11 protein-coding genes are annotated in these 14351 nt (G+C 39.8%); 5 read left to right on the top strand and 6 right to left on the bottom strand.

Features of this window, described 5'->3' with window-relative positions; genetic code table 11:
* Position 1 precedes the first annotated feature (1 nt).
* The 6 genes from ASU31_RS01115 to ASU31_RS01090 form a co-directional block, all read right to left on the bottom strand.
* Entirely contained in the window at positions 2-1045 is a 1044-nt protein-coding gene (locus tag ASU31_RS01115; protein ID WP_057930832.1) for an alpha/beta hydrolase, read from the bottom strand.
* Between the two features lie 85 nt (positions 1046-1130).
* Positions 1131-1520 (bottom strand): hypothetical protein, encoded by a 390-nt coding sequence (locus ASU31_RS01110; RefSeq protein ID WP_057930554.1) that lies wholly within the window; start codon positions 1518-1520, stop codon positions 1131-1133.
* Between the two features lie 43 nt (positions 1521-1563).
* A complete protein-coding gene (locus ASU31_RS01105) occupies positions 1564-1782 on the bottom strand; it encodes a hypothetical protein (protein WP_057930553.1) in 219 nt (72 codons plus the stop codon).
* 26 nt (positions 1783-1808) lie between these two features.
* A complete protein-coding gene (locus ASU31_RS01100; RefSeq protein WP_057930552.1) occupies positions 1809-2642 on the bottom strand; it encodes a sterol desaturase family protein in 834 nt (277 codons plus the stop codon).
* Positions 2643-2752: 110 nt separating this feature from the next.
* Positions 2753-3529, bottom strand: coding sequence for a LytR/AlgR family response regulator transcription factor (locus ASU31_RS01095; RefSeq protein WP_057930551.1), 777 nt, complete (start codon positions 3527-3529; stop codon positions 2753-2755).
* Positions 3526-4548 (bottom strand): sensor histidine kinase, encoded by a 1023-nt coding sequence (locus tag ASU31_RS01090; RefSeq protein ID WP_057930550.1) that lies wholly within the window; start codon positions 4546-4548, stop codon positions 3526-3528. The genes ASU31_RS01095 and ASU31_RS01090 overlap by 4 nt, the downstream gene beginning before the upstream one ends.
* A 446-nt stretch (positions 4549-4994) precedes the next feature.
* On the opposite strand from ASU31_RS01090, the gene ASU31_RS01085 reads away from it, so the two are divergent.
* The 5 genes from ASU31_RS01085 to ASU31_RS01065 all read left to right on the top strand — a co-directional run bounded on the left by ASU31_RS01085 (position 4995) and on the right by ASU31_RS01065 (position 14284).
* Positions 4995-5588, top strand: a complete 594-nt coding sequence (locus ASU31_RS01085; protein WP_057930549.1) for an RNA polymerase sigma factor — start codon at positions 4995-4997, stop codon at positions 5586-5588.
* A 120-nt stretch (positions 5589-5708) separates the two neighbouring features.
* Positions 5709-6857, top strand: coding sequence for a FecR family protein (locus ASU31_RS01080; protein WP_157257893.1), 1149 nt, complete (start codon positions 5709-5711; stop codon positions 6855-6857).
* 112 nt (positions 6858-6969) lie between these two features.
* A complete protein-coding gene (locus tag ASU31_RS01075; protein ID WP_057930547.1) occupies positions 6970-10290 on the top strand; it encodes a TonB-dependent receptor in 3321 nt (1106 codons plus the stop codon).
* A gap of 11 nt (positions 10291-10301) precedes the next feature.
* Positions 10302-11699, top strand: a complete 1398-nt coding sequence (locus ASU31_RS01070; protein WP_167346146.1) for a RagB/SusD family nutrient uptake outer membrane protein — start codon at positions 10302-10304, stop codon at positions 11697-11699.
* Between the two features lie 17 nt (positions 11700-11716).
* Positions 11717-14284: a zinc-dependent metalloprotease gene (locus ASU31_RS01065; protein WP_083505228.1), complete on the top strand. Its 2568-nt coding sequence runs from the start codon at positions 11717-11719 to the stop codon at positions 14282-14284.
* Positions 14285-14351: the final 67 nt, after the last annotated feature.

Below are 14351 nucleotides of genomic sequence, written 5' to 3'. Positions count from 1 at the left end.
TTTAATTACAATTTCCAATTCTGGGATTAACTGTACTGCCGCACTGAAATTCATATCGGCTTTGTGCATATTTAGGCACCGGATTATCGCTTACTTCTAACGGTGGCAAAACTTCATTTTTATATCCAGGCATTGTTATTTGTGCTGTTGAACCGTTTCCTAGAGCCACATTTTTTGCGGCCTGATCGCCATTAAAACTATAATCCATCATGGCATCGAGCAGGCGGTAAATGCCGTAATAATCATAAGCATCGAATGCTGTTCTTGTATTTGGCATGGTGTGTTCCGTGTGGTAAGTGTACCCTGCAATTGTGGCTGCTTTAATGTAGATAAAATCTTTTTCTGCCGCGGAAATGCTGATGTTTTTAAAGATATCGATTGCTAAACGGTGGTCGTTAATAATATCTTCATCATAAACCTGGGCAATCATTTTTGTATTGGCAGGAAAATTCTGAAGTTGTGCATTGGTAATCTGATAACTGTACCAGGGTGCCATGGTGAAAAGGAAACGGGCATTTTGTCCCCAACCATAATCGGTGAACGCTTTATAAGCAAGGGCAATTGAAGCACCTCCACCAAAAGAATGCCCCATAAAGCCAACGCGGGTCTTGTCGATAAGATTCGGATAGTCTGTTGCTGCCTTTAAAAAGCCTGTCCAGAGTGTGTTATATCTGTCATCTATACTAACTCCGGTTGTTGGATAGGGAACAAAAACCACTACAAAACCTTTTTTTGCAATGAACTCGAAAAGGCCCTTTGCATAATTTTTATCTTCGCCGCCATAAGGATGTGAATAGAAAATAGTTCCTTTGGGTGAGGTAATCCCGGCAGGATAGAAAATAGTTACATTGGTTCCGGAATAGGTTGGGTTTGCAAAATTGATCTCTGCAACCTTGTAACTGCCATCAGCTCCATATCCAGATGCAGGTCGAGAAATTGGCCCATCTAAATCATCATCTATAGGTTCTGTTGACGGCGAATCACCTCCTTTAGTGCAAGCTGATAAAATCAATAGTAAAAAGCAAAGTCTGAGTAAATTTTTCATCTGTATAAATTTGTTTTCAATTGTGATGAAGCTATCAGATTTTTTCATACCACTGTGTGGTTTGAAAAATCATGATGGTTTCATATTACATTTTATCTTTTAGTGTGCTTTTTAACGCCTCTTGAAACTTTTCGTATTGCTGATATTGGCTGGCTGTAAATACCTTTTTCAGCTCCTCATCCTTCGCTTTCTGTAAAGACATGGCTTGTTTAAAGCGTGTTATTTTACTATCGGTGCTTTTTATAACCGGTTCGAACTTTTTAGCATAGTTTAAGTTTATGACTTCAATTTTACTTTGCTGTTGGGCACTTAGGTTGAGCTTACTCTTCATCATTTCCGTTTGAAATTTAGCCCGCTCTTCGGGCGTTTTATTCTTTAAATCATTTGCTTTATTTTGAGCAAACGCCGGGGTTAAACCGGAAACTGATAAGGCCAATAAAGCAACAAATAAATTTGTGATTTTAGGGGTTTTCATGATTTGATTTCTATTGATTTAAAAATATGAAAATTGCTTAAGATTAGTGATGAACAATAACTACCCCTCTTCTCAACGTAGGTTTTACCACTACAATTGGTGCGGCTTTTACTACGACAACGCTTGCAACAGGCCTAACATTCACCGGGCGGGTATGTACAATGATTCTTTTAGCAGGTGTTCTTACAACTATTCTGCTTTGGGCATTTGCGGGCAGTGCAGCCCAGAACGCGATACTGATAATTAAAATGAACTTTTTCATCATGTGTTTTTTATTAAATAGACGGATTAATTTAATGCATGTTTCTGCTTTTCGGTTGAAACAGAAAGATTCGGGGTTGAATTGTTATTACCGGGGATCGAACTTTTTGGCTTAAACCAGTTGATAAAGCCTTGGACCACCAGGCGGAAGGGATTATAACTTAAAAAACCGGTAGTTAGGCCATACCGTACTTTTTCTGTTTCCGGTTGATAAGTGCCAAATAGCTTATCCCAGATAATTAAGACACCGCCAAAGTTTTTATCGATGTAAATCGGGTTGCTTCCATGGTGAACCCGGTGCGATGACGGTGTATCCATTACATGCTCAACCAAGCCTAATTTTCCAACTGCCTCAGTGTGTAGAAAAAATTGGTAAGTAAGGTTAAGCGCATAAGAAATCACAATAAAATCGGTAGGTAAACCAAATAATGCAGCCGGGATAAAAAACAAGGGACTAACAATTGCCGAAAACCAGTTAAGGCGGTAGGCTGCCGTTAAATTCATGTGCATGGCCGAATGGTGGACCAAATGAAATGCCCAAAGCGGTTTCCAGATGTGTGAAAAGCGATGAAACCAATAATAGATAAAATCTGCAGTGATAAATGTTAAACCGAAAACCCAGGCATTATGCGGCAATTTAATGGGTGTCAGATTTGCAAAGAAACCCAGAATGGTTAATTGATAACCTGCAAATATGAATTTTGAAAACTGAAAACCTGCAAAAATAGCGAGGTTGGAAAAAGTTTCCTTAACATCATAAGTGCCTTTTTCTTTCTTCCAGCTCCAGATGATTTCGGCAAGAATTAACACAAAAAGGAATAACAGGATGTAAATGCGATATGGACCGATGTGATTTTTCATTTTTATCTAAACTAAATGCTGCCTTGTTAAGACAGAATAAAGTTGAATAAAAATGAATTTGGATGCGGCCTAAAAACAGGTGAAGCTGAAAAACAAAGGGGTGAAACGATTTAAGTGTTCATCCATTTTTTAAACTCAGGCACACGGGCTTTGCTGATCAGGATTTGCATTTCTGCTATTGGTTTTACTTTAACCAACAATCTTCCATTGAAATAAAATTCCACTTCGGTTATAGCCCGGCGGTTGATCAGAAACTGGCGGTTTGCCCGGAAAAAAGTATCCGGCTCTAGCTGTTGTTCCAGCTGTTCCATGGTAAAGTCCATCACAAACTGCCTGTCGTCGTCTGTTCTGGCGTAAACGATTTCATTAGCCGTATAAAACCACGAAATTTTAGCCGTTTCTACGGGTATCAGTTTATCACGGTAATGAATAAGGAAAGACTTTTTGTAAGATTTTGAAAGGTTGCCAATTTGTGCGGCTAAATCTGCAAATACAGGCAAAACATGCGGTGTAGCACTACCCATCCATCTTTTATATTTGTTAACAGCATTGGCAATTTCTTCCTCGTCAAAAGGTTTTAAAATGTAATCGATACCATTGTTTCTGAAAGCCGTGATGGCGTAATCGTTATATGCGGTTACAAAAATTACAGGTTTATCGATGGCGATTCGTTTGAAAATATCAAAAGACAATCCATCGGCGAGCCTGATATCCATAAAAATTAAATCGTACATGTTTTCGTTGCCGGCAAACCAGGTAGTTGCTTCTTCAACTGTACTTAATGCCGAAACTATATCAATATCATGCGCTATTTCTCCCAATAAGTGAATGAGGTTCCTTGAGGTGACGGCCTCATCTTCTACAACAACAGTACGGATGGTTTTCATGCTTTTAAAGGGATTTTTACCAGAAATTCGCTTTGGCTTTTGCTTATTTCGATTTCTTGTTTCACCATAATCTTAAAACGTTCGTTCAGGTTTGCAAGTCCCATTCCGTTGCTGCTTTCGGGTGTTGGAATTTCGTTGAGGTTATTGCTCAGAACCAGCAGGTCATCATCCATATACAGCTTTACATTTAAGGGCTTTGTTAGGGTTGCTGCGTTGTGTTTCACCGCATTTTCTAATAAAGGCTGTAAAGTCAAATGGGGTAATTTATAATTCAACACTTCAGTGGGAATATTAATTTCCATTTTAAAGGCATTTTCCAAACGCATGGTGATGAGCCGGGCGAATGCCTTTAGCATCGTTAATTCATCGCTAAGTATTACCAGATTATTTTTGGAACGATTTAAAGCGTAGCGAAAAACGGTAGATAAATCGCGGACATATTTTTGTGCCAAGGCAGGGTTTTCCCTGATTACACCTGAGAGGCTACTTAAAGAATTGAATAAAAAATGTGGGTTCATCTGTTCTTTCAAAAGCTCCAGTTCTGTTTGCATGTAGGCCATTTTGAGCTGCTCGTTTTCTACTTCTTTATTTTTAGAGGAACGGACAAGCAGGACAATTTTAATCAGAATACCAGTTAAGATACTACTCAAGAATAATCGCACGAAGTTGCCCGCTAGGTAAACCTTCGGCAATTGTGGCGTAAAAAATAATTTGTTTTGAAGCACACCTCCCACAAAGACAGCAAAAAAGAATATTAATGCATTTGAAATGACATACAGACTAATTTTATTTTTTTCACGATAAATACTAAGCTTTGAAGATGGATTCAGGTTTAATTGGAATATTAGTCCACAGAAGAGCAGATTGAATAAAAACTGATATAGCAGTTCCAAAGGATTAAAATGCCAGTATTGCGCCAAAATTCCCTTTTCGCGTAAAGCCAGTAGCTTCGGTGTATTTACCAATAAGGCGATTAACAGCGAACTATACCAGGAAATTCGTCGCTCATTTTTATCCATTGTTTAAACTTATGAAAAAAAAATATTAAACAGTTTTCAATGATGGTGAGGCTGACAGATTTGGCGGTCAGTTGACTAAAATATGCTTTGTCCTTATTTTTCTACGCCTGGTGAAACGGGTCTGATACGGGGTTTGCATTACAGCTTCAGTGTTCTTCAATCTCTTCAAATAATTTACCCATTAAATAATATCATTTATGTAAAAACGATGAAATGGCTTTAGGGGAAATATCCAGTTAATTTATTTTTCAATTATTTTGCGGGGTAATAGTCTCTAAATTAAGTACCAATCGGTATATTTGAATGTTGTCTATCAATTTTGTGACTGAAAGAATAAATCAGTTGAGCGGAATGCCGCAAGTAATTGATGACTTTAACTAAACCTAACAAACCTGTTGCTTCTGTGAAAACTCTCTTTGTGGGGCATTTAATAAATTAATCTTTAAATGGATTTTCTTGACGATGAAAAAGAATTATTAACTGCCTTGAAAGGCGGTGATGTAGCTGCTTTTGAAGTCCTTTATAGACATTACAGCAAATTGATATTTAGGAAATTAGTTAAGATGATAAAACATATTCCGTTGGCTGAAGAGTTGACACAGGACGTGTTTGTTAAGATTTGGGATAAGAGATTGGTTATTGATATTGATAAACCATTTAATTATTACATTTTTACTATTGCCAACCATACAGTTAGTGATTTTTATCGTAAAGCTGCCAGAGATCAACGTCTTCAGGATGAAATCCTGTCGGCTAGTGCTCAGCTATACAACCCGACTGAGGAACTATTATTTTATAAGGAAAGTGAAATTGTACTGAACAGGGCGATTGAAGATTTACCTCCGCAACAGAGACTTGTTTTTAAACTCTGCAAAATCGAAGGGAAATCATATGAAGAAGTGGCAGATCAGCTTAATATATCTACCTCAACAGTAAGTAATCATATTGTAAAAGCTACAAAGACAATAAAGAAAGCTTTTTTTGGGTCAATACATGGCTTTTTGGCGCTGGCGATTTGTCTTTTCTTTGATAAAGGATAAAAAAAATAAGTTTTTTTTAAAATGGAGTAGAGGAAGTCTGTTTTGTAAACGTATTATCTATGTAAAGCGATAATATTGGAACATAAAAATCAAAATATACATAGTATCTACTCAAAATTTTTGGATAATCGTTTGCCTGCAAAAGAAATCTCTGAACTTTTGCAGAAAATGGAGCATCTCTCTGACGGTGAACTTGAGCAGATGGTGGCTGAATTCATGGATGAACGGGAATCTCATCCTGTCCCGGGTGAAGAAGAAAGCCTGGATAGGATTTTGCTCTCCATACGTAACCTTCGTTTATCTGAGCCCTCAAATCATAAGATTTCATTCAAAATATACCGTAGATGGATTGCAGCGGCAGTCGTTTTATTGGTGCCGGCCCTGGTCTTTTTCGTGTTTTCACAAAAAGCTAAAAATGCCGGACACATCGAAATCGCCGCGGGGTCAGTTGATATTGCGCCGGGTAGGGACAGAGCTACGCTAAAACTTGCCAACGGAACCGAAGTTTATCTGGATACCCTTCATGCCGGTCAGGACAAAATCAAACAGTATGGCGCCAGTATTTCAAAACAGGGAAATGGAGAATTGGTTTATATGAAACTGGGTGACACCGAAACGGCCGTAGTTGAATACAATACCATTAGCACGCCCAGAGGTGGTAGATATAAAGTATTACTCCCCGACAGTACCCAGGTCTGGCTCAATGCATCTTCGTCGATTACTTACCCAACATCTTTTGCTCATGCAGGTGCCAGGTTGATAAAATTAGAGGGTGAAGCTTATTTCGCAGTTAAGAAGGTGTCGGACGGAAAAGGTAAGTCACAGCCATTTATAGTTAGCACCGACCGGCAAAAAGTTACGGTACTGGGTACGCATTTCAATGTAAATGCTTATGCCGATGAGTCAAGCGTCAGGACTACACTGCTCGAAGGTAGGGTACAGGTAAACAGTGATGCCATTCTTCGTCCAGGACAACAGGCGATAAGCTTTAGTAAGACCCTTGAGGTTAGGGATGTTGATACTACTGCTTTTGTGGATTGGAAAAATAATGAGTTTAACCTTAAAACCAGTGATTTCAGGACCACAATGAGGAAAATTGCAAGATGGTATGATGTAGAAATTATATATGATCAGTCTGCACCCAGCACAGTAAAGCTAGGCGGATGGATCTCAAGAGATAAAAATATATCGTCAGTTTTGAAATTAATTCAAAAAACTGGCGGTGTTCACTTTAAGCTTGAAGGAAGGAGGGTAACCGTAACAAAATAAAAACGATTAAAATTGAGCTTAAAATTAAAAACCAGAGGTGGTGGAACACCCCTGGCGTAGAATGATTTTAAGCTTTCAGAACTATTGAGAATCTTCAACTTAAACCAAACAAATGTACAAAATTTTTACTACCAATATGGGTGGCCTTTCGGGGCATGTCCAACAAATTCGCCGTATTATGCGTTTAGTTACCATCTTTATATTTGGCATCATGATGCAGGTAACCGCTTCTACATCTGCTCAGAAAATCACATTGATTCAGCGGAATGCGGATTTAGAATCTGTATTTAAATCAATCAGGGCGCAAAGCGGATATGATTTCGTATTTGATATGCGAATGATGGAAAAAGCTAAACCAGTTACTGTTAAACTTCAGGGTGTAAGCGTAGCAGAGGCCTTGAAAGCCTGTTTTGCTAATCAAAACTTAACATACGCTATAGAAGATAAAACCGTAATCGTACAGGAACGTAATTTGATTAATCAGATTTCGGACTATTTTCAGGATACCGAAGTGGTTGGGACGGTTTTAGATGAGCAGGGTAAGCCTCTGCCTGGGGTAATCATAAAATTGAAAGGAACCAATCGTACAATTATTGCAGGGAACAACGGCCGCTTTTTCATTTCTTCAAAGGATGAAAATCCCATCCTGATATTTAGCTATGTAGGTTATAAAACTAAGGAATTGCCAGCTCAGGCTAAAATGGAAGTGAGAATGGAGCTTGATCCGGCCAAACTTGATGAAGTGATGATCATTGGCTATGGCACAACAACCAAAAGACTAAGCACAGGATCTCAAGTAGGCATTAGTGCGGCAGATATTGAAAGACAACCGGTAACCAATGCACTACAGACCTTGCAGGGCAGACTGGCCGGAGTAACCATCACACAAACCAACGGACTTCCTGGTGCAGCTATCAACATTCAGATAAGAGGAGTTAATTCTGTTGGAAAAGTAAACCGCCCTTTTTATGTAATTGACGGAGTACCGTTCCTTTCCGAGCCTATCAGCGCTGCGGCTACAGGTACAGCAGCCCTGTCTGCAGAGGGTAATACCAGCCCGATGAATATCATCAACCCTTCTGATATTGAAAGCATAGAAGTGCTAAAAGATGCTGATGCTACGGCAATTTACGGCTCACGGGGCGCAAATGGAGTAATCCTCATCACCACTAAAAAGGGGAGGGCGGGAAAAACCCAGTTTTCTGTAAACGCTAATACCGGTATGTCTAAAGTAGCAAACTATGTGGAGTTGTTAAGTACAACAGAATATATGGCATTAAGAAGAAAGGCGTTTGCTAACAACCCCGCGGCTGTTCCAGGCGCTTTTGATGCCGACTTAACATGGGATCCTAATCTCGATCAGAATTTCCCCAAAATTTTACTTGGAAACACAGCCCGCACACATGATATTACTTCCAGTATTTCTGGTGGTGATGTACGTACTAATTTCTATTTGAGCGGAACATTCCACAAAGAAACCAATATTTATCCTGGAGAGCAATCGTATCAAAGAGGAGGTGCACATTTGAATTTTAATCACTCTTCTGTAGATCAGCGCTTTGCTTTATCGGTTTCATCGATGTACTCAGCCGATAAGAATGATATTGCGATCACAGAGATTGGCAACTACGCTTACAACCTGCCGCCAAACTTTCCTTTGTACAATCCAGATGGCTCATTATATTGGGCATCTGGTTTTAACAACCCATTAGGCTTTCTTTTGCAAAGTAATGATGCCAGGGGTAGTAACTTTTTAACTAACCTTAACCTGAAGTATACGGTATTAAAAGGATTGGATGTGAAGGCATCTTTGGGTTACAGTAAAACAGATATGAGGACCACGGCTGTTCGTCCGTTAAGTTCACTAAACAACTTGGGCGCTAATCCGCCAACAACAGGCTCTGTAATAGAATCATATGTTTATACGAACAATTATATCTTTGAGCCGCAGGTAACTTATAAAACGGCGCTTTGGAAAGGCAACCTGGAAGCCCTGGCTGGCGGATCATGGCAGTTTAAACAGTCGAAACAACCCTATAGTGTTAACGCCAGGGATTTTCCGTCTGATGAATTTTTATCTAACATCGGATCGGCAGCAACAAGAACAATTACGAGTGGCTCAAGTGACTTTAAATACGCTTCGGTATTCGGTCGTGTGAATTATAATATTCAGAATAAATATATCGCTAATATATCATTTAGACGTGATGGCTCTTCCAGATTTGGACCTGACAATCGTTTTGGGAACTTTGGCTCTGTTGGCAGTGCATGGATTTTTTCTGAAGAGCGTTTCCTGAAAAATAAGCTGAGCTGGTTCAGTTTCGGTAAATTAAGAGGTAGTTATGGTATTGTTGGTAACGATGAGATAGGCAACTACCAATATTATGATAGCTACTCCTCTTCTCCTTATGTATACAACGGCTATGTTGGCCTTCAACCTTCCAGGATTGCAAACAATGAATTTAGGTGGGAAGAAACTAAGAAACTGGAAGTTGCGTTAGAATTAGGCTTTCTAGATGATAGATTATCCTTAACGGCAGCAACGTATAGAAATCGTACCGGAAACCAATTATTGGATTTTCCGATAAGTCCTCAAACTGGTTTTCCCAGCTATCAGGCCAATCTTCCTGCCAATGTTCAAAATAGTGGTTTAGAATTTTCTTTGAGCAGTACAAACATCAGGAAGAAAGATTTTAAATGGACTTCTACCTTCAATATCTCCAAAAACAGGAATAAGCTTTTATCGTATCCTGACATAGATAAAACCAGTTATTTTACCAGATATGTTGTAGGAAGACCTTTGGCCTCGTTTTATACATTAAAATATACGGGAATAAATCCAACGACCGGATTGCCAGATTTTGCAGATTTGAATGGGAACGGTGTATTGAGTACGGGCTTTTTAGATACGGGTCGTGGAGATCAATACTATGTAGGTACAAGTTATCCTGATTATTTCGGCGGCTTAACAAATTCACTTACTTACAAAGGCATTAATCTTGATTTTACTTTTCAGTTTGTGAAGCAAAAAAGTAAAAATATGTTTGCAGCTACTTTTTATCCTCCTGGTTTTCCTTATAATGCATCGGCTTCGGTGATGCGGGATTATATCGCACTAGGATCTCAGGATAAATTGGTCACCCAGGATGCCAGAAGCACTCAGGGATCTGCCGCCTATTCAGCCTTTTTAAATTATTCTGCTTCGGATGCCAACATTGTGGATGCATCCTTCATCAAGCTGAAAAACGTTAGCCTCTCTTATTCCCTACCAGCCAGTTTGCTTTCAAAAATCAAGGCGCAAAGCATAAGATTTTACGTTCAGGGACAGAATTTATTTACGATCACCAATTACGATGGTTATGATCCTGAGTCGCAAGGCGCAGCAACTCCACCACTTCGAACCATTACTGCAGGTTTACAATGTACATTTTAAATATAAAGAGAATGAAAGCTAGCATATATACCAAATATATTATTGGCCTGGTGGCCATATTCCTTATGGGATGCGAGAAAATGATTGAAATTAAACCCCCGTTGAACGAAACTCCATCGGCGGCAATATTTACCCAAGACAGAACAGCGCTATCCGCACTATCAGGGATGTATGGGCAACTCGCACAGATCACCTTTCAAACAACTGGTTTACCCATTAATACTTCGCTAATGGCAGATGACCTTAGGTATCTGGCATCGGTTGTAAATTTACAAGAGTTCAATGCAAATACTTATGTTGCATTAACAGCATCTACCGAACCCTTTACCGGTTTTTATCAGGTTATTTACCGTGCCAACGCAATTATTGAAGGCTTAACAAAGTATTCAGGTACATCTGTAGCGGTAAGTAAACAAATGCTGGCAGAAGCGAAGTTAATGCGTGCCTATTGCTATTTTATTATGGCCAACTTTTATGGAGCTGTGCCATTGGTACTGCAAACAGATGTAAATACTACTGCTTACCAATCCCGCGAAACGGTTGCCAATATCTACAAGCAAATTATTACAGATCTTAATGAAGCAAAGGCTAATCTTCTTGCAGACTATTCATTTACCAAAGGAGATAGAATTGGGGTAAACAAGTTTACAGCAGCAGCATTATTGGCCAGGGTTTACCTTTATACGGAGAACTATCCACTGGCTGAAAGCAATGCTACAGAAGTTATTCAAGCTGCCAATTTATATAGTATGGTACCCACCGCTACCATGGGAACAGCGCTATTTGTGAAAAACAGTACAGAAAGCATTTGGCAGCTTCCTCAACCATTACAGGCAACAAACCAGTATACAACCGAAACGGCCTCTTTTCTTCCAAGTTCCAATACCCTGACAGCATTAAATTTTCAGTTACGCCCTACTTTTCTTGATATTTTCACAGGAACAGCAGATAGACGCCGTAGTTTGTGGATGAGGGATCTGACCATTGGAGGAAGCGTTTACGTCGTTCCAGCCAAGTTCAAGTACCGCACCCAGGCAGAAGCTGTGGCGGCCAATGTTACCGAATCTCAAATCATTTTACGTTTGGCCGAACAGTATTTAATCCGTGCCGAAGCAAGGGTGAAAATTAATTCCAATATAAACGGTGCCCTTAGTGATCTGAACGTAACCAGGCAAAGAGCGGGTTTAGGAGCACTAACAGCTACTGATCCAACCATTTTATTGCAGGAAATTGCTTTGGAATACAGAAAAGAATTTTTCTGCGAACAGGCATTTCGCTGGTTTAACCTTAAAAGAACGGGTCAGGCAGATGCCGTGTTAAGTGCATTAAAGCCGTCTTGGAAGCCAGAAGCTAAATTCTATCCCATTGCACAATCTATCCTTAATACTAACCCAAACTTGTTACAATAGTCTGGAAATAAAATAATATGAATACTAAATTTTTTAAAAACACGCCCAGGCTATCGAGTTTGGGAGTAATAGCGTTTTGCCTTATTTTGTGCATTAGCTCTTGCGTATTGGTCAGGAAAAAGCCAAGTAAATCTAAAATTCAAACAGCTAGCAGCACAGCTGCGCCAAAACCTAAGGCCGATAGCGTTAAAAATGCATTGAAGCCCTATCGGGATATCATTACCAGTAAAGCTGTTTCACAAAAAGGCTTAATGACGGTACATAAAATTGCCGAAAAGTACTTTTTTGAAATTCCTAAGAAGCTTCTTAAAAAAGATATTCTTGTGGTAACCCGATTAAGTGGGTCAACACCGGGCGCAGGTAATTTTGGAGGAGAGGAAATTAGCAGGAGAATGATTTATTGGGAGCAAGGACCAGACAACAGGCTTTTCTTGAGAGTTGCAGCGCAAGTGAGCGTAGCAGACTCTGCAGATATGATTTCAAAGGCAGTAAGCAATTCAAATATCAATCCCATTCTGGCCTCCTTTCCAATTAAGGCATTGGGCAAGGATTCTGCATCAATTGTAATTGAAGTAACCGATTTACTATTAAGCGAGAACCCGCTGGTAACTTTTAATCCTGATAGTAAGAAAAATTACGGGATGGGTGCGCCAGCAGCAGATCGCTCCTATGTGAAGAGCGTGAAATCTTTTCCAATTAACACAGAAATTAGAACCATTAGAACTTATAATTCTACCGGAGGCAACTTGCCTGCAGCCGTTATTGCCGGAGCGATTACCTTGGAAATCAATGCTTCATTTTTATTGCTGCCCGAAACGCCAATGGCTAAACGTTATGCTGACCCGAGAGTAGGGTATTTCGTGAACAGCTACAAAAAATTTACTGACGATCAACAGTCGGTTAAAGATGAGGTATTTGTGAACCGTTGGCGATTGGAAGTTAAAGAAGAAGATCTGGCTAAATACAAAAGCGGCGAGTTGGTAGAGCCTAAAAAACAGATTATTTACTACATAGATCCGGCTACGCCTAAAAAATGGAGACCTTATCTGATTGCGGGTATCAACGATTGGCAGAAGGCATTTGAGCAGGCCGGTTTTAAAAACGCGATCATCGGTAAGGAATGGCCTGAAAGCGATACTACCATGAGCCTGGAAGATGCCAGGTATTCTGTGGTAAGGTATTTTGCTTCGTCAAACGCTAATGCCTACGGACCAAACGTATCTGATCCAAGAAGTGGCGAAATATTAGAAAGCCACATTGGATGGTACCACAACGTAATGACATTGGTGCACGACTGGTACATGATCCAGTGTGCTGCGGTAGATCCCCGTGCCAGGAAAAATAAATTCGATGATGAATTAATGGGCCAGCTCATCCGTTTTGTTTCCTCTCATGAGGTAGGGCATACGCTTGGCTTGAGACACAACATGGGGGCCAGTAGCTCAGTACCTGTAGAAAAGCTTAGAGATAAGGCCTGGGTAGAAGCCAATGGACACACCCCATCAATCATGGATTATGCCCGTTTCAATTATGTCGCACAGCCCGAAGATGGGATTTCTGAAAAAGGTCTTTTTCCACGCATTAACGACTACGATAAGTGGGCAGTAGAATGGGGTTATAAGGCTTTCCCGGCAACAGGAGCAGCAAAGGACGAGCAGAAGATACTTAATGTTATTACCAGAGATCGTTTGGCGAAGAATAAGAGGTTATGGTTTTCTGGCGAAGGAAGGGATTATGACCCAAGATCTCAGTCAGAAGATTTGGGCGATGATCCTATTAAAGCCAGTTTATATGGTATAAAAAACCTGAAACGCATTGTTCCAAATTTAGATGCCTGGACCCGTGAAGAAGGCGAAGATTACACTCAGCTTACAACGATGTACAAAGCAACTGTTGCACAGTTAAGCCGCTACGCAAACCATGTGTTAAAGAACCTCGGGGGCGTGATGGTAACTGAAAAATTATCAGATCAACCTGGTGCAATTTATCAACCGGTTAGTCTTGCTAAGCAAAAAGAGTCTATAAAGTTTTTTAACGAACAGATTTTTAAAACACCAACCTGGTTGTTAGATAAAAATATCCTTAACAAGATTGAACCAGGGTATAGCGGTAACAGCGTTCAGCGTATTCAGCAGGAAACTGTAGCAATGGTTACCTCGCAATCCAGATTATACCGGATGATGATCAATCAGAGAGATTATGGTAAAGGTGCTTATTCGCCTGCCGAATGGTTGACGGATTTGAAAAAAGGCATTTTTACTGAACTATACACAGGTGCTCCAACTGATGAGTATCGAAGGGCATTGCAAAAAATGTATGTAGGCAGTATTATCACGATGTACAATAAACGTTTCGCACTTCAAGGCTCAATCGATAATATTTTAGCAGCTGTTACCCCAACCGATGTACTACTTTATTCAAACGTGAAGGCATTGGCATTTGCGCACTTAAGGGAATTGAGAAAAGATATTGGCAGCGGCATTCCTAAAGCTAAAGATAGGGATACCAGGATACATTTAGAGTACCTGAAGCAGATGTTGGATAAAATCATCAACGAATCTTCAATTCCAGGCTTAAATTATTAGTTCGCTTTTTAAATAGGTAGTTATAATGTGGAACGCAGATGGTGGATGCCTCTGCGTTTTCATTTAC

This window comes from Pedobacter ginsenosidimutans, assembly GCF_001442625.1.
GTDB lineage: Bacteria > Bacteroidota > Bacteroidia > Sphingobacteriales > Sphingobacteriaceae > Pedobacter > Pedobacter ginsenosidimutans.
Note: the sequence above shows the minus strand (reverse complement) of the source record. Positions and strands in the feature narration are given on the sequence as shown.